17 protein-coding genes are annotated in these 17,899 nt (G+C 70.3%); 12 read left to right on the top strand and 5 right to left on the bottom strand.

All coding sequences use genetic code 11. From position 1 onward, the window contains the following. The first annotated feature begins 77 nt into the window (after window positions 1-77). The 5 genes from VHD82_RS33765 (at window position 78) to VHD82_RS33745 (ending at window position 4,264) form a co-directional block, all read left to right on the top strand. Window positions 78-959, top strand: coding sequence for a MerR family transcriptional regulator (locus VHD82_RS33765; protein ID WP_414637620.1), 882 nt, complete (start codon window positions 78-80; stop codon window positions 957-959). Window positions 960-968: 9 nt separating this feature from the next. Further along, a complete protein-coding gene (locus VHD82_RS33760) occupies window positions 969-1,805 on the top strand; it encodes a hypothetical protein (protein WP_325713108.1) in 837 nt (278 codons plus the stop codon). A 141-nt stretch (window positions 1,806-1,946) separates the two neighbouring features. Continuing rightward, entirely contained in the window at window positions 1,947-2,543 is a 597-nt protein-coding gene (locus tag VHD82_RS33755) for a response regulator transcription factor (RefSeq protein ID WP_027940930.1), read from the top strand. Between the two features lie 218 nt (window positions 2,544-2,761). Further along, window positions 2,762-3,334, top strand: a complete 573-nt coding sequence (locus VHD82_RS33750) for a sigma-70 family RNA polymerase sigma factor (protein WP_325713106.1) — start codon at window positions 2,762-2,764, stop codon at window positions 3,332-3,334. Next, the gene (locus tag VHD82_RS33745; protein ID WP_325713103.1) at window positions 3,335-4,264 is read left to right on the top strand and encodes an anti-sigma-D factor RsdA; all 930 of its coding nucleotides are present in this window, start codon (window positions 3,335-3,337) and stop codon (window positions 4,262-4,264) included. Window positions 4,265-4,478: 214 nt separating this feature from the next. Here the strand turns inward: VHD82_RS33745 and VHD82_RS33740 are convergent, their stop codons facing one another. Further along, entirely contained in the window at window positions 4,479-4,874 is a 396-nt protein-coding gene (locus VHD82_RS33740; protein ID WP_325713100.1) for a DUF5319 domain-containing protein, read from the bottom strand. Between the two features lie 82 nt (window positions 4,875-4,956). Between VHD82_RS33740 and guaB the strand changes: the two genes are divergently transcribed. The 3 genes from guaB to VHD82_RS33725 are packed head-to-tail and all read left to right on the top strand — an operon-like array spanning window position 4,957 to window position 9,417. Continuing rightward, complete coding sequence (gene guaB, locus VHD82_RS33735) at window positions 4,957-6,459, top strand: IMP dehydrogenase (RefSeq protein ID WP_325713098.1); 1,503 nt, start codon at window positions 4,957-4,959, stop codon at window positions 6,457-6,459. Between the two features lie 40 nt (window positions 6,460-6,499). After that, entirely contained in the window at window positions 6,500-7,630 is a 1,131-nt protein-coding gene (locus tag VHD82_RS33730; RefSeq protein WP_325713096.1) for a GuaB3 family IMP dehydrogenase-related protein, read from the top strand. A gap of 56 nt (window positions 7,631-7,686) precedes the next feature. Then, a complete protein-coding gene (locus VHD82_RS33725; RefSeq protein ID WP_325713094.1) occupies window positions 7,687-9,417 on the top strand; it encodes a GMC family oxidoreductase in 1,731 nt (576 codons plus the stop codon). 39 nt (window positions 9,418-9,456) lie between these two features. Here VHD82_RS33725 and VHD82_RS33720 read toward each other — a convergent pair whose 3' ends face one another. After that, window positions 9,457-10,902, bottom strand: a complete 1,446-nt coding sequence (locus tag VHD82_RS33720; RefSeq protein WP_325713092.1) for an aldehyde dehydrogenase family protein — start codon at window positions 10,900-10,902, stop codon at window positions 9,457-9,459. A 46-nt stretch (window positions 10,903-10,948) separates the two neighbouring features. Then, a complete protein-coding gene (locus VHD82_RS33715; protein ID WP_325713090.1) occupies window positions 10,949-11,770 on the bottom strand; it encodes an alpha/beta hydrolase in 822 nt (273 codons plus the stop codon). A 141-nt stretch (window positions 11,771-11,911) separates the two neighbouring features. Here VHD82_RS33715 and guaA point away from each other — a divergent pair, with 141 nt between their 5' ends. After that, a complete protein-coding gene (gene guaA, locus VHD82_RS33710) occupies window positions 11,912-13,468 on the top strand; it encodes a glutamine-hydrolyzing GMP synthase (RefSeq protein ID WP_325713087.1) in 1,557 nt (518 codons plus the stop codon). Between the two features lie 21 nt (window positions 13,469-13,489). Continuing rightward, window positions 13,490-14,272 (top strand): E3 ubiquitin ligase family protein, encoded by a 783-nt coding sequence (locus VHD82_RS33705; protein ID WP_325713085.1) that lies wholly within the window; start codon window positions 13,490-13,492, stop codon window positions 14,270-14,272. Here VHD82_RS33705 and VHD82_RS33700 read toward each other — a convergent pair. Together VHD82_RS33700 and VHD82_RS33695 are read right to left on the bottom strand one after the other, a co-directional pair. Then, complete coding sequence (locus tag VHD82_RS33700; RefSeq protein ID WP_325713084.1) at window positions 14,269-14,511, bottom strand: hypothetical protein; 243 nt, start codon at window positions 14,509-14,511, stop codon at window positions 14,269-14,271. The two genes, VHD82_RS33705 and VHD82_RS33700, sit on opposite strands and share 4 nt — an antisense overlap. Further along, window positions 14,504-15,736, bottom strand: coding sequence for a PspC domain-containing protein (locus tag VHD82_RS33695; RefSeq protein ID WP_325713083.1), 1,233 nt, complete (start codon window positions 15,734-15,736; stop codon window positions 14,504-14,506). The genes VHD82_RS33700 and VHD82_RS33695 overlap by 8 nt, the downstream gene beginning before the upstream one ends. 115 nt (window positions 15,737-15,851) lie before the next feature. On the opposite strand from VHD82_RS33695, the gene VHD82_RS33690 reads away from it, so the two are divergent. After that, window positions 15,852-17,174, top strand: coding sequence for a PspC domain-containing protein (locus VHD82_RS33690; RefSeq protein ID WP_325713081.1), 1,323 nt, complete (start codon window positions 15,852-15,854; stop codon window positions 17,172-17,174). Next, complete coding sequence (locus VHD82_RS33685; RefSeq protein ID WP_325713079.1) at window positions 17,171-17,830, top strand: response regulator transcription factor; 660 nt, start codon at window positions 17,171-17,173, stop codon at window positions 17,828-17,830. Before VHD82_RS33690 ends, VHD82_RS33685 begins: the two co-directional genes overlap by 4 nt. Window positions 17,831-17,899: the final 69 nt, after the last annotated feature.

The following is a 17,899-nucleotide window of genomic DNA, read 5'->3' as shown; positions in this document are numbered from 1 at the left end:
TGGGTAGCCATGCCGCCGGAATATTGGGGCGAATGGATCGCCGTAGCGGTGCCGGACAGACAGAGCCGACGATGCCGGTGGCTGCCGTTGCCCGCCGGCTCGGCGTCGCCCCTTCGACCTTGCGCACCTGGGATCGCCGGTACGGGCTCGGCCCGAGCAGACACACCGGTGGCAAGCACCGCCGCTACGGCGCCGCGGACATCAACCGCCTCGAACTGATGCAACGGGCGCTGCTGCGTGGCGCTTCCACGGCCGAAGCCGCACGTTACGCCCTGACAGCGTCGATCGCCGAAGTCTCCGACGAGCTGGCCGAGCCGCCTGCCGCCGAGCCGGCCGAGGTCCCGGACAGGTCCGTGGCGCGTCGCCTGCGCACGGCGGCGCTCGCGATGGACGGTGCCGCGGTGCAGCGTGCGCTCGCGGAACTGCTCGCCGAGTCGGGCGCGCTCACGGCGTGGGAGAACGTCATCGAGCCCGTGCTGTCCGCGCTCGGCAATGGCTGGGCGGGCGCGCAGGCCGGCGCTGAGGCCGAGTACCTATTGTCCGAATGTGTGCTCGGCGCGCTGGTGCGGTCCACCCCGGTGCTCGACAGTCCGCGCAACCAACGGCCGGTGCTGCTCAGCCTCGTGCCGGACGAGCGTGAAAACCTGCCAGTCTACGCGCTCGCCGCTTGCCTCGCCGAGCGCCGGATCTCGACACTGCTGTTCGGGAACCCGCCGCCCGCCGAGGTCTTGGCGGGCGCGGTCCAGCGCAGCGCGCCATCCGCGGTGGTGCTTCGCGCGCAACGGCCGGCGTCCGCCGACGAGCGCCTGTTGCCCCGCGTCTCGCGCGGCCGGCAGCGGTGCCGGGTCTTCGCCTGGGGGCCGGGCTGGGCGCCCGCCTCGTTACCGGAGCAAGTCGAGCACCTCGTCGACCTGCGTGCGGCCGTCGAGCGCATCGAATATGTCTTACTCGGCAAGTAGGGTGACCAGGTGTCCACAGACGAGCTGCGGCGCGCGGCCTTCGGTGATCTGCCCGCGCTCGCGCCCGAGGCGCTGGCCACGGCCGGGTCGCCACGGTCGAGGCTGCTCGCCGCGATCGTGCTCGGCGCCCAGGGTTGCTACGCGGCCGCCGCGACAGTGCTCGGAGAGCTCGGCCGCGGTCCGGATCCGGTGCTGGCCTCGCTCGCGCTGAGCACGTTCGCTTCCCACCGCAGGCAGCTCGGCGGGCATGCCGCGGCGCTCGGTCCGGACGGCATGGCACTGAAGCTCGTCACAGATGTCCGCGGCCAGCCGGATCCGGATGCCCTCGACGTCGAGGGCGCGCGGGTCGACGCGTTGCTCGGCCTGGCGGCGGACAATCTCGGCCTCGGCAGGCTCGCCGTAGCGCGGCGCCTGGTCGCCAGGGCCGAGCCGGAGAACTGGCGCTCGCGGGTGCGTACGGGCTGGGTCACGGCCGAGATCGAGCTGGCGAGCGGCAACGCCGAGGCCGCGCTCGAGCCTGCCGAGCAAGCGCTGAAACTGGCCACCGAGACCGGCGCCTTGCGGCACATCACCAAGTCGCAGCTGGTGCTCGCGGCGGCTCTCGGCGCCACCGGCGAGCCGCTCGCGCGGCCACGGGTGGGACTTCTTGTTGAAGAAGCGTTAGGCGTGTCGGACCGATTCGATTTACGCTCGCTGAGTTGGCCTGCCGGACTGCTCGCCGCCGAGTTCGGACCAGCGTGCGATCGGTATCGATCCAGGGTCGACGCGGTGTTGCACGCAGTGTTACGACGTTCGGATCCCGACGGGAGGCGGCTGGCGGATGAATCCCCCTGGGTCCCGGGATGAGCCCGGTTGCGGCGGTCGGGGCACCCATACCGACATCCGGGCGAAGATCTTCCAAAAAAAGCCACCGGATCGTGTCAAGGTGCGGCCTAAAGCGTCCGATAGGGGATAGAGAACGTCACCCGGCTGCAGGAAGGAAACCCCGTGACTACGGTCTTGATCTGCGACGACCGACGCAGTGTCCGCGAAGGGCTCACCCGCGTGATGTCTGCCGTCCCCGGCGTCAGTCGCATCGACTGCGTAGCGCACGGTGACGAGTTGCTGGCCAGGTATTCGCGGCAGCCGGTGGACGTGGTCCTCGTCGGCACCCAGCGCGCGATGCCGGCCGGGGTGGAGGCGACTCGGCGGCTGGTGTCCGCCAACCCCCAGGCGAACGTGATCGTCTTCGGCGCGCCCGACGATGCGAGCAGCATCGCCGCCGCGATCGCCGGTGGCGCCCGCGGTTACCTGCGCTGGGACGCCTCCCGGCCCGAACTCGTGGCCGCTTTGGCGCACACGTTGGCCAGCACCTCCGTCCCGGCGCCCCGGCAGCCGGCTGACCCCGGCGTCCAGCTCACCGAGCGCGAGCTGCAGGTGCTGCGCGGAATGAGCCAGGGCAAGAGCAACGGCCAGATCGGGCGCGAGCTCTACCTGTCCGAAGACACCGTGAAGACCCACGCCCGGCGCCTGTTCCGCAAGCTCGGCGTGCGGGACCGAGCGCAGGCTGTGGCGCACGGCTTCCGGCGCGGCCTCGTTTCCTGAAGCACGGTTGTGGCGTAAGCTCCACGCAAGTCGTTGAAAACTTGAAGACCTGATGGCGCACCCCGCTGCCAAGCTTTGCGGTGGGGCGCGCTGAGGGCGACCGTGCACGAGCCACGTGGACGCCGGGCGGTACGGTGGGCATCACCGGTGCGAGGGACCTTGATGCCGCGTGCCGCCATTTTGTACGCCTACACGTAACACTGGGACTGTTGTCTGCGATGGCCAATGTGGGGGACGGACTGGACGAGTCAGTCGCCGCCGCTGTCGAGGGAGATCCTCAGGCGGTGGAGCGGTTGCTGGCCGCGATCCGTCCTCTAGTGGTGCGGTATTGCCGCGCCAGAGTTGGCAGACAGGAGCGTTCGTTCGCTTCGGCAGACGACGTGGCTCAGGAGGTGTGTCTCGCGGTGCTTACGGCCCTGCCTTCGTACCGTGACCAAGGACGCCCGTTCCTGGCGTTCGTCTACGGCATCGCCCAGCACAAGGTGGCCGACGCGCATCGCGCGGCCGCCCGCAACCGGGCCGAACCGGTGGCCGAGATCCCCGACGAGATCGAAGGGGACATCGGTCCGGAGCAGCGCGCCCTGCAGGGGGAGCTGAACGAGCGGATGGCCCAGTTGTTGCGAGTTCTGCCGGACAAACAACGCGAGATCGTGGTGCTGCGAGTGGTCGTGGGGCTTTCCGCTGAGGAGACCGCGGACGCGGTCGGGTCGACGCCCGGCGCCGTCCGGGTCGCTCAGCACCGGGCTCTTGCGCGGCTCCGTAAGGCGCTGGCGTCCGAGGAGGTGGCCTGAGTGACCGACCGCGACAGCCGGGATGAGGTCAGACGCGAGCTCGGTGAGCTCGGCTACGACGACACGATGAGTGCCTCACAGACCGCGTTCGAGGCGGATCTTTCCGCCGTGCACGCCGACGACGCGTTGCTCGACGCGCTCGGCGGGTCCGATCCCAAGATCGCCGACGGTCTCGGTGACCAGGAACTCAACGCGCTGCTGCTGGCGTGGCGGCGCGACATCGACAGTGAGCCGCTGGCCGAGCTGGTCGACACCGACACGGCGGTCACCACGATCAAGACGGCCGCGCTGGCGCGCAAGCACGGGCAGCGCACCCGGAACCGCCGCTTCCTGTGGCCGGTCGCGGCGGCCGCGGCCGTGCTGGCCATCGCCTTCACCGGCACCAGCATCGCCGCGCGTGACGCCCAGCCGGGCGACGCGCTGTGGGGTCTGACGAAGGTGCTCTACGCCGATCACGCCCGCTCGGTCGAGGCCGCCTCCGCGGCGCGCAGCGACCTGCAGCAGGCGAGTATCGCGCTGTCACAGGGCAAGATCGCCGAGGCGCAGCAGGCGCTGGCCGAGGCGGCCGCGAAGCTGAGCCAGGTCTCCGCAGAGGACAACCTGGCCCAGCTGATGCAGGAGCACCAGCAGCTGAGCCAGCTCTTGCAGAACCCGGGCCAGACCACGCAGCAGCCGACAACGACGCAGCAGCCGGCGCCCCCGCCGCCGCAGTCGTCGAGCTCGTCGACGCCGACGACCACACCGTCGCCGACCACGTCCACGTCTTCGGCGCCGCCGAGCACGTCGGACAGCAGCAGTTCGTCGGCGCCCCCGCCGACCACGGAGAGCAGCTCGTCGGCCTCCGGCGGGGATGGTACCGGCAGCACCGGCAGCTCCATCCGGTATGACCCCGGGGCAGGCGCCGGCACAGCCGGGGCGACCGGGAACTGATCTTCGGATCCAACGGCCCTCGCGATACCCAGACTTTCTGGGAGTTGCGGGGGCCGTGTCCGTTTCCGCGCGCGATGTCGGTGTCAACCGGGGCACCGCGGAGGGTGCGCACCGGCCGCGGCGAGCGCCCGGCCGAGGTTGAGGGCCGCGCCGTGCCCGGCCATTGGGCGGGACTCCGGCGACCCGGCCGGGCCTCCTTGCTGTGCGGAAATACTCAGTAAGCGCTTTCGTTCGCGGTCACGCCGTCGGCGTAGCCACGGCAGTAGTCCCAGCTCACGTAGTCGGCCGGGTCCGGGTCATACGCCGGTTCGTGCGGGCGCATCCGGCCGTCGGCGAGCAGCTGCTCGAGGCTCGCGCGCAGCAAATGCCAGTCGTGGTAGTGCGGCTGGTCACATTCACCACAGTCCACGACGATGCCGCGAACCCCGCGAGGCTCCAGCAGGGCCTGGTACACGGCCAGGTCCGAGAGGTCGGCGAGTAGTTCGGCGCGCGACTGCGCATCGATGGGTTCGTCCAGGTCATCGCCGGGTTCGGCCAGGTTCTTGGCCGGGTCGTCGGGATCATCGGCGAACGGGTCCGGGGGCAACACGTCGTGCGGCACGGGCTGCACGGTACCGGGCGGAGGTGGGGCCCTGTCCAGATACCATCGACCAAGAGTTCTCCGAATTGCCGAGGAAGGTCTGTAACCAGCCATGACGAGCGAGTTCGCCCCCGAAGAGAAGTTCGCGATGCTGGGCCTGACCTTCGACGACGTACTGCTGCTGCCTGCCGAGTCGGACGTCGTGCCCAGCGCGGTCGACACCAGCACCCGGCTTTCCCGCAACATCACCCTGCGCGTGCCGCTGATCTCGGCCGCGATGGACACCGTCACCGAGGCCAGGATGGCCATCGCGATGGCCCGGCACGGTGGGATGGGCGTGCTGCACCGCAATCTGCCGATCGAGGAGCAGGCGGCCGCGGTCGAGGTGGTCAAGCGCTCCGAGGCCGGCATGGTGACCGACCCGGTCACGTGCTCCCCGGACGACACCCTCGCCGAGGTCGACGCGCTGTGCGCCCGGTTCCGCATCTCCGGCGTCCCGGTCACCGACGCGGCGGGCACCCTGGTCGGCATCATCACCAACCGCGACATGCGGTTCGAGGTCGACTACAGTCGCCCGGTCAGCGAGGTGATGACGAAGCAGCCGCTGATCACCGCGCAGGTCGGGGTCACCGCCGAGGCCGCGCTCGGGCTGCTGCGCCGGCACAAGATCGAGAAGCTGCCGATCGTCGACGGCGCGAACAAGCTGCGCGGGCTGATCACCGTCAAGGACTTCGTGAAGACCGAGCAGTACCCGAACGCGACCAAGGACCCGGACGGCCGGCTGCTGGTCGGCGCCGCCGTCGGGGTGGCCGCGGCGGGGCACCAGCGCGCGATGGCGCTGGCCGACGCGGGCGTGGACGTGCTGATGGTCGACACCGCGCACGGGCATTCACGGGCCGTCGTGGACATGGTCGCCACCCTGAAGAAGGAGCTCGGCGACACCGTCGACGTGGTCGGCGGGAACGTCGCCACCCGGGCCGGTGCGCAGGCGCTGGTGGACGCCGGTGCCGACGGTGTGAAGGTCGGCGTCGGGCCGGGCTCGATCTGCACCACGCGGATCGTCGCCGGGGTGGGCGTGCCGCAGATTTCCGCGATCTACGAAGCCGACCAGGCCTGCCGCCCGGCGGGCGTACCGGTGATCGGTGACGGCGGCATCCAGTACTCGGGCGACATCGCCAAGGCCATCACGGCCGGCGCGTCCGCGGTCATGCTCGGCAGCCTGCTGGCGGGCACCGCCGAATCGCCCGGCGACCTGATCCTGGTCAACGGCAAGCAGTTCAAGACCTACCGCGGGATGGGCTCGCTGGGCGCGATGCAGTCCCGCGACGGGCGCAAGTCGTACTCGAAGGACCGCTACGCCCAGGACGACGTGCTGTCCGAGGACAAGCTCGTCCCCGAGGGCATCGAGGGGCGGATCCCGTTCCGTGGGCCGCTGATCAACGTCGTGCACCAGCTCGTCGGCGGGTTGCGTTCGGGCATGGGCTACGCGGGTGCGGAGACGGTCGCGGAGCTGCAGAAGGCGCAGCTGGTGCGGATCACCGCGGCCGGGCTCAAGGAGAGCCACCCGCACGACGTCACGATGACCGTCGAGGCCCCGAACTACACCAGCCGCTGACCCGCGGCCAGGCTTCCGGAAAACGAGAGGGGATCCGCAGGTGCGGGATCTTGTCGAGATCGGCATGGGACGTACCGCGCGGCGCGCGTACGACCTCGGCGACGTGGAGATCGTCCCGTCGCGCCGGACGCGTTCGTCCGCGGTGGTGTCCACCGCATGGCAGATCGACGCTTACCGCTTCGACCTCCCGCTGGTCACGCACCCGACGGACGCCATCGTCTCGCCGGGCACGGCGGTGGAGATCGGCAAGCAGGGCGGGCTCGGTGTGCTCAACGCCGAGGGCCTCTGGGCGCGGCACGCGGCCGTCGAGGACGTGATGCGCCGCCTGGTCGACGCGGTGAAGGACGAGGATTCCACCGCGCTGGTCCGGCTGCTGCAGGAGCTGCATTCGGCGCCGGTGCAGCCGGAGTTGCTGACCGAGGCGATCCGCACGGTGCGCGACGCCGGGGTGACGGTGGCGGCGCGGGTGAGCCCGCAGCGCGCGGCCGAGCTGACCCCGCATCTGATCGCCGCCGGGGTGGAGATTCTGGTCGTGCAGGGCACGATCATCTCCGCCGAGCACGTCTCCGGGGACACGGACCCGCTCGACCTCAAGGAGTTCATCGGCGGCCTGGACGTGCCGGTGATCGCGGGCGGTGTCGCGGACTACCGCACCGCCATGCACCTCATGCGCACCGGCGCCGCCGGCGTGATCGTCGGGCACGGCTACACGCCGGGCATCACGAGTACGGACCGCGTGCTGGGGATCGGCGTGCCGATGGCCACCGCGATCATCGACGCCGCCGCCGCGCGCCGGGACTACCTCGACGAGACCGGCGGCCGGTACGTGCACGTGCTGGCCGACGGCGGGATGACCACCTCCGGTGACATCGCGAAGGCGATCGCGTGCGGTGCGGACGCGGTGATGCTGGGCGCGCCGCTGGCCGCCGCCAGCGAAGCGCCCGGGCACGGTCTGTTCTGGACGGCCGCGGCCGCGCACCCGTCGCTGCCGCGTTCGCGCGTGGCCGCGGGCCCGGATTTCGAGGTCGACCTGAAAACCCTGCTGTTCGGCCCCTCTTCGGACGCCGAGGGCACGGTGAACCTGTTCGGCGCGCTGCGCCGGGCAATGGCCAAGACGGGATATTCGGACCTCAAGGAGTTCCAGCGGGTCGGGCTGACCGTCCGCAGCTGAACCGGCCAGTAACTTACTCCTGGTCAGAAGTTCTCGATGGCGTTACCCTTTTACGTGTGACCGCGAGTAACAGCAGTGCAGCTGACTATGACGTGATCGTGGTCGGTTCGGGCTTCGGCGGCAGCGTCGCGGCCCTCCGGCTCACGGAGAAGGGCTACCGGGTGGCCGTCATCGAGGCGGGCCGCCGGTTCGCCGACGACGAGTTCGCCAAGACGTCCTGGGATCTCAAACGTTATCTCTGGGCGCCGGCGCTCGGCTGCTTCGGCATCCAGCGCGTGCACCTGCTCAAGGACGTCATGGTCCTGGCCGGTGCCGGGGTCGGCGGCGGCTCGCTGGTGTACGCGAACACGTTGTACCGGCCGCTCAAGCCCTTCTACGCCGACAAGCAGTGGGCGCACATCACCGACTGGGAGTCGGAGCTGGCCCCGCACTACGACCAGGCGAGCCGGATGCTGGGCGTGGTCACGAACCCGACCGTCACCCCGTCCGACGAGGTGATGCAGAAGGTCGCCGCCGATCTCGGGGTCGCCGATTCGTACCACCCGACGCCGGTGGGGGTGTACTTCGGCGAGGCCGGGGAGCCGGCGGAGGATCCGTTCTTCGGCGGCGCCGGGCCACAGCGCACCGGCTGCACGGAATGTGGCTCCTGTATGACCGGTTGCCGGGTGGGCGCCAAGAACACGCTGGTGAAGAACTACCTGTACCTCGCCGAGCGGGGTGGGGCGAAGGTCATTCCACTGACCACTGTGGACGCCGTGCGCCCGCAGCCCGACGGCTCCTTCGTCGTCGACATCCACAAGACCGGCACGAGTTCCCGGCGGTTCCGGCATTCGCTGGCCGCCAGGCAGGTCGTGCTCGCCGCCGGCACCTGGGGCACCCAGCAGTTGCTGCACCGGATGCGGGACACCGGTGTGCTGCCCGAGCTCTCCCCGCGGTTCGGGGAACTGACCCGCACGAACTCCGAGGCGATCATCGGCGCCGGGCGGTCCACTGTGGACCCCGAGCACGACTTCAGCCGGGGCGTGGCGATCACCTCCTCGATCCATCCCGACGAGATCACGCACATCGAGCCGGTGCGCTACGGCAAGGGCAGCAACGCGATGAGCCTGCTGCAGACCATCGCCACCGACGGCTCACTGCCGACCCCGCGCTGGCGGCAGGCTCTGCGGACGATCGTGACCAAGCCGATCTCCACCCTGAAGCTGCTCAACGGCTACCGGTGGAGCGAGCGCACGGTGATCCTGCTGGTGATGCAGAGCCTGGACAATTCGATCACCACCTTCACCAAGCGGGGCCTGTTCGGCCGACGCAGGTACACCTCCAAGCAGGGGCACGGCGAGCCGAACCCCACCTTCATCCCGGCCGGGCACGAGGCCAACCTGCGCACCGCCGAGCACATCGGTGGCACCGCGGGCGGCACCTGGGGTGAGATCTTCAACATCCCGCTCACCGCGCATTTCATCGGTGGCGCCCCGATCGGCACCGACGCCGGGCAGGGGGTGATCGACCCCTATCACCGAGTCTTCAACTACCCGAATCTGTCCATTGTGGATGGAACGGCGGTGACCGCGAATCTCGGCGTGAACCCCTCGCTGACGATCACGGCACAGGCCGAGCGGGCCTTTTCCTTCTGGCCCAACAAGGGTGAGGCCGACCCGCGCCCGGAGCAGGCGTCGGCCTACCAGCGGCTCGAACCGGTGGCTCCCAGGAACCCGGCCGTGCCGCCGAAGGCTCCGGCCGCCCTGCGGTTGTCGGTGGTCAACGGCACACGCCGCCGCAAGCGGTGACGTGCCGGGGCATGCGCGGATTGACCGGGTTCCGGGAGGCTACAGCTCGACCCCGGTGAAGACCGTGACCTTCTCCTCGGTCAGGTCGTGCATGGCGGCGAGCACGCCCTCGCGTCCGGAGCCGGAGCCCTTCACGCCGCCGTAGGGCATCTGGTCCGCGCGGTACGAAGGCACGTCGCCGACGATCACGCCGCCCACTTCGAGCTCGGCCGAAGCGCGGAAGGCCAGCCGCAGGTCGCGGGTGAAAACGCCCGCCTGCAAACCGAAGGCGGAGTCGTTGACCGCAGCGAAGGCCGCGTCCGCATCCTCCACAATGGACACGGCGAGCACCGGGCCGAAGATCTCGTCGGCCCACGCCTTGGTGTCCGGCGGCACGTCGGACAGCAGTGTCGGCTCCACGCTCGCGCCATCCCGCTTGCCGCCCGTGAGCACCTTCGCCCCACCCGCCACGGCCTCGTCGACCCACGACACGATGCGTTCGGCGGCCGCCTCGTCGACGACCGGGCCGACGTCGACCGTGGTGTCATAAGGATCCCCGGTGCGCTGCGCGCGCACCGCGTCCAGCAGCGCGGGCACGAACTCGTCGGCCACCGAGCGTTCGACGATCACCCGCTGCACGGCGATACACGACTGGCCGGCCTGGTAGTTGCCGAACGTGGCGATCCGTGCCGCCGCGCCCTGCAGGTCCGGCCAGTCGCCGAGCACGACCGCCGCCGCGTTTCCGCCCAGTTCGAGCACCAAGTGCTTGCGCGGCGCGGCTTCGGTCAGTGACCAGCCGACCGGACCGGAGCCGGTGAACGACACCACGGGCAGCCGCGGGTCGGCGACCAGCGCGCTCGTCTCCGCATTTCCCAGTGGCAGCACGGAAAACGCACCCTCGGGGAGCTCGGTCTCGGCCAGCAGCTCGCCGAGGATCAACGAGGACAGCGGCGTCCGCGGCGCCGGTTTGATGATGATCGGCGCGCCGACCGCCAGCGACGGGGCGACCTTGTGTGCCACCAGGTTGAGCGGGAAGTTGAACGGCGCGATGCCCAGCACCGGACCACGCGGGACGCGGCGCACCATCGCGAGCCTGCCGTCGCCCGCGGCGTCGGTGTCGAGCCGCTGCAGCTCGCCGGTGAACCGACGGGCCTCCTCCGCGGCGATGCGGAACACCGAGATCGCGCGCCGCACCTCGGCTTCGGCCCACTTGAACGGTTTCCCGTTCTCGGCCGTGATCACCTCGGCCAGTTCCTCGGCGCGCTCGGCCAACCCGCGCGAGACGTGCTCCAGCGCCGCCGCGCGGACGTGGGCGGGGGAGCGGCGGAACTCCGGCGCCACCGACGCCGCCGCGGCGACCGCCCGCTCGACCTGTTCCGCGCCGGGCACCGCTACGGTCGCGACTTCGCTGCCGTCGAAGGGATGGGTGACCAGCAGCGTTTCGTCGCTCTGCTCCGGCCTGCCGGCGATCCACGCCGGCCGGGGCTCCGGGGTGATGGTGTCCATACGCACACCGTAAGGCGCCCGGGCCGGAATCGTTCGCCGAGGCGGATCACGCCGCGCCGAGGAAGCTGAGCAGGTCGTCGTTCACCGCTTGGGCGTGGGTGAGGAACACGCCGTGTGCGGCTTCGGGATAGGTGCGCAGTTTCGCGTCGGGCAGGAGATCCGCCGTGCGGCGGCCGCACAAATCGACCGGCGCCTGCACGTCCCGTTCCCCGTGCAGCACCAGCGCCGGCAGGTGCACCTCGGGGAGTTCCGCGCGGAAATCGGTGGTGAACACCGCACGTGCCGCCGCACTGGTGGCGCGCGGCGAGACGTTCAGGCACTGGCCGATCATCCAGTGCCGCATCGGTTCCGACACCGACACGTCGGGGTGGTCGTCGCCGAAGAAGCCGGTCGCCATCGCGGTCATCCAGGCAGGCCGGTCCGCCGCGCGGCGTTCGTCCTGCGCTTCGAACGCCGCCAGCGGAATGCCCTCGGGGTTGTCCGGCTGCCACATCGGCAACGGGGTGAGCGGCGAGATCAGCACGAGGTCGCGTACCCGGGCCGAGCCGTGCCGCGTCAGGTACCGGATGACCTCGCCGGCGCCCATCGAATGCGAGACGAAGGTGAGGTCGGTGAGGTCGAGGGCTTCGATCACCGCGGCCAGATCGTCGGCGAGGGTGTCGTAGTCATAGCCGTGCCAGGTCCAGTCCGAGCGGCCGTGGCCGCGCCGGTCGTAGGTGACCGCCCGGTGCCCGGCCACGACCGCGGGCACCTGGAACTCCCACATTCCCGAGGAGAGCCAGGCGCTCGGCACGAACACGACCGGCCGCCCTTCGCCCGAGTCCTCCACGTAGAGATTGACACCGCCGGATCCCGTTATCTGAGTCATGTCTTCATGATTCTTCGAATCCGGCCGCAAATCGATTACCTCGCGGGTAATGCCCGCCCGGCCCGACCCCCTCCCGGAGGCGGCGTGGCGCAGCTCACCTGGGAAGATGGGACTTCAGGTAGGCACGTCGAGGAGGTACGGGTGCCCAGTCCCAACGGCCCGGTCATCGTGGTGGACTTCGGAGCGCAGTACGCGCAGCTGATCGCCCGCCGGGTCCGGGAAGCGCAGGTGTATTCCGAGGTCGTGCCGCATACCGCGACGGTCGAGGGGATCCTGGCGAAGAACCCGGCCGCGATCATCCTGTCCGGCGGGCCGGCGAGCGCGTACTCGCCCGGCGCCCCCGGCATGGACCCCGAGCTGGTCAAGGCCGGCGTGCCGATCTTCGGGATCTGTTACGGCTTCCAGCTGCACGCGCAGGCGCTCGGCGGCACCGTCGAGGCGACCGGTTCCCGCGAGTACGGCCGCACCGAGGTCAGGCTCGACGGTGACGGCGGCGTGCTGCACCGCGAGCTGCCCGCGCGGCACCAGGTGTGGATGAGCCACGGAGACACAGTCACGAAGGCGCCTCCCGGCGCGGTGGTCACGGCGTCGTCGGAGCGGACGCCCGTAGCCGCGTACGAGAACGTCGAGGAGCGCTACGCCGGCGTCCAGTACCACCCCGAGGTGCTGCATTCGCCGCACGGGCAGGAGGTCCTTCGCCGCTTCCTGCGTGACATCGCGGGCATTCGCCCCGACTGGACCACTGCGTCCATTGTGGACGAACAGATCGCGAAGATCCGCGCGCAGATCGGCGACGGCCGGGCGATCTGCGGCCTGTCCGGTGGCGTCGACTCCGCCGTTGCCGCGGCGCTCGTGCAGCGCGCGATCGGGGACAGGCTCACCTGTGTCTTCGTCGATCACGGCCTGCTTCGCTCGGGCGAGCGGGCACAGGTGGAGCGTGACTTCGTCGCCGCGACGGGGGTCAACCTGGTCACTGTGGACGCGCGCGAACGTTTCCTCGACGCGCTGGCCGGCGTCAGCGACCCGGAGCAGAAGCGCAAGATCATCGGCCGCGAGTTCATCCGCGTCTTCGAGCAGGCCGAGCGCGACCTCAAGGCCGAGGGCGACTACCGCTTCCTCGTGCAGGGCACGCTGTACCCGGACGTCGTGGAGTCCGGCGGCGGGGCCAGCGCGGCGAACATCAAGAGCCACCACAACGTCGGCGGCCTGCCCGAGGATCTGCAGTTCGAGCTCGTCGAGCCGCTGCGGCTGCTGTTCAAGGACGAGGTGCGCCGGGTCGGCCTGGAGCTGGGGCTGCCCGAGACGATCGTGCACCGGCAGCCCTTCCCCGGCCCCGGCCTCGGCATCCGGATCATCGGCGAGGTCAACGCCGAACGGCTGGAGATCCTGCGCGCGGCGGACGCGATCGCGCGCGAGGAGCTGACGTCGGCGGGGCTGGACAACGACATCTGGCAGTGCCCGGTGGTGCTACTGGCCGACGTGCGCAGCGTCGGGGTCCAGGGCGACGGCCGCACGTACGGGCATCCCGTGGTGCTGCGGCCCGTTTCCAGTGAAGACGCCATGACGGCGGACTGGACGCGGCTACCCTACGACGTGCTCGAACGGATCTCGACCCGGATCACCAACGAGGTGGCCGAGGTCAACCGGGTGGTGCTGGACGTGACCAGCAAACCGCCGGGCACCATCGAATGGGAATGAACCGGAGCCGGGGGGTAGCGGATGTTGGTCGTCGGGATCGTCCTGATCGTGGCGGCGGTGGCCGGGTTCTTCTTCATGCAGCGCACCAAGAGCGAGCTGCACGCGATGATCGGCACCGAGACCCTGTCCATTCCGGAGCTGGAGGACCTGCGCCGGATCTCCGATGAGCTGGGCGCCCGCGGCGGGTTCCGCAAGACCGCGGAGGTGGTCGGCACCGCGTACCCGCGGCCGGAAGGTCTGCTCACCGCCGAGATCAGCAAGACCCCGTGCGTCTGGTACCGCTACCGGGTGGAACGGCAGTACGAGCACGTCACCTACCGCGACGGCAGGCGGTACCGGTCCAAGCGCACCGAGCAGGTCGCCGATCACACGTCGGGCGAGGGGTACGCGCTGCTCGACGAGCAGAACCGCACCATCGGCGTCGCGCCCGGCGGCACCAAACCCGAAGGCGTCGAGCAGACCGTGGACCGGTTCGAGCCGTACCGGGGAGGCGATCAGGGTTTCGAGCTCTTCGGCGTGCGGATCCCGGGTTTCCTTGCCGGGAACCGGGATTCGACGATCGGGTACGAGTACAAGGAATGGGTGATCCGGCCCGGCACCCGGCTGTACGTACTCGGCGAGGTGCACGACATCATCGGTCCGCTGGTGATCGCCAAACCCCAGGAGGGGCCGTTCATCATCGCGGCGAAGAGCGAGGAACAGCTGCGGGCCGACCGGACCCGGCGGCACAAGTTCCTCGCGATCGGCGTTCTGGTCGCCTTCTTCGCTGGGCTTGTGCTCACCGTGGCCGGCATCGTCGTCTAGTTCTTTCGCCCGCCGCGCAGGGACGCGCCGAGCATCAGGATCCCGACGAGGACAGCGCCGCCGGCGAGCAGCCAGCGCAGGTCGAACGACGGGAACCAGCTGTGGTCGTCGGTCAGCGTGTAGGCCGACACGAACAGCACGACGATCCCGATCAGCAGGGTGAAGACGTCCACCCCGCGGCGGCGCGGTTCCTCGGTGATCTCCTCGGTTTCGTCGTAGGAGTAAGGGTTTTCAGCCACGACGCACCTCCACGTTTCCGGCACCCTGCTGGACGGTCAGGTTGAGCTGCAGCCCGCCGGCACCGTCGGGGCCCAGGTCCACACCGGTCGCGGCGGGACGGCCGACGCCGTCGGTGCTCATCCCGAGGCAGTCCACCGAACCGGCCGACGCCTCGCAGCTGTAGTGCACGTCCGCGGTCGCGGGCACGGTGACGGTGGTGTCTCCGGCGCCGTTGTGGACCACGGTCGTCACGTTCCCGCTGCCGGGCAGCCTGCTCAGGTCGATCCGCATGTCACCGGCCGTGTGGCTGTACTCCGGCTGCACCTCGGCCAGCGTCGCGGGAGCCGCGGTCAGATCACCGAAGCCGCCCGAGTATTCCGAGACCGGCACCGCGGTGGCCACCACTCCGGCGATGCCCAGCGGGATCGCGAGCGCGATCAGGCCACGTCCGCCGCCGGCGAAGGCACCGGCCACCAGGCCGATCCCCAGTACGCCCAGCGTCAGCCCGATGATGTGCCCGACGGAGAACCAGTCCGCCCCGGTCGCCGCGGCCGCGGCGCCCGCACCGGCCACCACCAGGGCGCACGCGAAGGTGATGGCGCCGACCTTGGTCCGCCGCCGTGGCGCCCGGACCGGACGCCGCTGCGGGGGAGGCGGAGGCGGCGGCTCGTTGGACGGCAGGTCCCAGGCCAGCGGTGCCGCGGCGAGCGGATCCCAGCCCTGCTGCTGGGTGGCGGTCGACGCCGGGGTCGACATCGAGTACATGGTGGTCTCCGGTACTTCCGGTCGGTTGAACTGCCCGCGTCCGCGATGCAGCAGGTAGAGCGCGGTGACCAGCAGCGCGAGCCCGATGATGCCGCCACCGTCGAACCAGCCGCCGGCGAAGGCCCAGCTGCTCAGCGGGAAGAAGGCGATCGCGAGCACGATCGTGAAGCCCTTCGACATGGAGCTGCGGCCCCGGCCGAACAACGCCTCGATCGGCGAGGTCTGATCGCCTTCCGCGGGGAAGAACAGCCACGCCAGCACATAGAGGGAAAGCCCGACGCCGCCGAACACGGTCGCGGCCACGAACGCGACCCGGACGATCACCGGGTCGATGCCGTACCGGTTCCCGATGGCCGCGGCCACACCCGCGACCTTGCGCCCGCGAAGGGGACGTCGCGGCCGGGTGAGCCAGAAGTCCTTGAGGGTTTCCTCGAAGCCACCCAGACCGTGCTGCCTGGACGAATCTGCTGCGCCACTCATGCCATAGAGCATCCGGTACCCACCGCGAACACACATCCGGGATGGTCCCTGAGATTGACGTTCAGGGTCTTTCCCTGATGGCCCGGGCTTGCGGGCGTGTGACCATGTAGGAACCATGAACGACGTGCAGGAAAAGGCCCGGGAAGGGGCCGTCACACGCGTACCGCGCGGGACGCCCGCGCCCGGGCAGCCACCGGGCGCGCTCGCCGAGCCCGAAGGGCCGCCGAAGCTGTACCGCCATCGCTCGGGTCGTGCGGTGGCCGGGGTCGCGGCCGGGCTCGCCGATCACCTTGGCGTGCGAGTGGTGTGGGTGCGTGCCACCTTCGCCGTGCTCGCCGCTTTCGGTGGCGCCGGGCTGCTGGCCTACGGGTTGTTGTGGGTGTTCGTGCCGCAGCGGTCCGGCGAGCCCGCCAGCCAGCCGAGCTCCCCGAAGGAACGCCAGCAGGCCATCGCGCTGCTCGTGCTCGGAATCGGGCTCGCGGTCGCGGGCAGCACCTTCACCGGCGCGATCAGCAGCTGGGTCGCCGTACCGCTCGCGGTCGCGCTCGTCGGCGCGGCCGTGGTGTGGCGCGAAGCGGACGAGTCCCAGCGTCGCCGCTGGAAGGACGGGGCGCGGCTCGGCGTGCTCGGCGGTGGTGGCTGGTCGGTCACCGTCCGGATCCTGGCCGGGGTCGCGCTCGTGGTCACCGGTATCGGGGTGGTGGTGATCCGCAGCGGTTCGTTCGACCAGCTGAAGTTCGCGCTGCTCGCCGTACTGGCCACGCTGATCGGGGTCGCGGTGCTGACGGTGCCGTTCTGGCTGCGCATGGTCCGCGACCTCGGCGACGAACGCCGGGCCCGTATCCGCACCGAGGAACGCGCGGAGATCGCCGCGCACCTGCACGACTCGGTGCTGCAGACGCTCGCGTTGATCCAGAAGCAGTCGGAGGCGCCGAAGGAGGTCGCCCGGCTGGCGCGCGGCCAGGAGCGGGAGCTGCGCGGCTGGCTCTACGGACCGTCGGGCTACGGCTCGGCGAAGGAAGAAACCACCGCCGGCGGCGGGCGGCTTTCGGCTGCGATCGTGTCGGCGTGCGGCGAGGTGGAGGACGCCTTCGCGATCTCGGTGTCACAGGTGGTCGTGGGGGACACCGAACTGGACGAGCCGCTGATCGCGCTGGTGCAGGCGGCCAGGGAGGCGATGGTCAACGCGGCCAAGCATGCCGGCATCGAGGAGGTCAGCGTCTACGCCGAGGTCGAGGCCACGGCGGTGACGGTGTTCGTGCGCGACCGCGGCAAGGGGTTCGACCCCGACGAGGTCTCGGCGGACCGGCATGGGCTCGCCGACTCGATCCGGGGGAGGATGGAACGCAATGGCGGGACCGTCCGGCTGCGCACCGCGCCCGGTGAGGGGACCGAGGTGCAACTGGAGATGCCGATCAAGACGGGAAGTGCGGCGTGACCGAATCACCGGTGACAGTTTTCCTGGTCGACGACCACGCGTTGTTCCGCGCCGGGGTGCGCACGGAGCTGGAGTCGATCACCGACGAGGTGCGGGTGGCCGGTGAGGCGGGTTCGGTGGCCGAGGCCGTCGCCGGGATAGCCCGGACCAAACCGCAGGTCGTGCTGCTGGACGTGCACATGCCCGACGGCGGCGGCGCCGAGGTGCTGCGCCGCGTGCGGCCGGAGCTGCCGGACGTGGTGTTCCTCGCGCTGTCGGTGTCCGACGCGGCGGAGGACGTGATAGCCGTGATCCGGGCCGGTGCGCGCGGTTATGTCACGAAGACGATCTCCTCGAAGGAACTCGTCCGTGCGATCGTCCGGGTCTCGGACGGCGACGCGGTGTTTTCGCCGCGGCTGGCCGGTTTCGTGCTGGACGCTTTCGCCGACCGGCCGGGCTCGGCGCCGATCAGCGACCCGGAGCTGGACCTGCTCACCCCACGCGAGCGGGACGTGCTGCGGCTGCTCGCGCGGGGTTACGCGTACAAGGAGATCGCGTCCGAGCTGTTCATTTCGGTGAAGACGGTCGAGACGCACGTGTCCAGCGTCCTGCGCAAGACACAGCTGTCGAACCGGTACGAGCTCTCACGCTGGGCCTCCGACCGGCGTCTTGTCTGAGCGAGCCGGTTGCCGAGGAAGATACGTAAGAACAAGCGGAAAGGGTCGGCCGCGGCGTGACGAGCGGAA

It is taken from the genome of Amycolatopsis sp. (assembly GCF_035546795.1).
Classification (GTDB): Bacteria; Actinomycetota; Actinomycetes; order Mycobacteriales; family Pseudonocardiaceae; genus Amycolatopsis_E.
The sequence above is the reverse complement of the archived record's forward strand: the minus strand, read 5'-3'. Positions and strand labels throughout refer to the sequence as shown.

Bases quoted from the DNA above. Each gene is read 5' to 3' on its own strand.
- VHD82_RS33690 (WP_325713081.1), top strand. From the start codon at position 15,852: ATGAACGACGTGCAGGAAAAGGCCCGGGAAGGGGCCGTCACACGCGTA.
- guaB (WP_325713098.1), top strand. From the start codon at position 4,957: ATGACGAGCGAGTTCGCCCCCGAAGAGAAGTTCGCGATGCTGGGCCTG.
- VHD82_RS33750 (WP_325713106.1), top strand. From the start codon at position 2,762: ATGGCCAATGTGGGGGACGGACTGGACGAGTCAGTCGCCGCCGCTGTC.
- VHD82_RS33715 (WP_325713090.1), bottom strand. From the start codon at position 11,770: ATGACTCAGATAACGGGATCCGGCGGTGTCAATCTCTACGTGGAGGAC.
- VHD82_RS33720 (WP_325713092.1), bottom strand. From the start codon at position 10,902: ATGGACACCATCACCCCGGAGCCCCGGCCGGCGTGGATCGCCGGCAGG.
- VHD82_RS33695 (WP_325713083.1), bottom strand. From the start codon at position 15,736: ATGAGTGGCGCAGCAGATTCGTCCAGGCAGCACGGTCTGGGTGGCTTC.
- VHD82_RS33705 (WP_325713085.1), top strand. From the start codon at position 13,490: ATGTTGGTCGTCGGGATCGTCCTGATCGTGGCGGCGGTGGCCGGGTTC.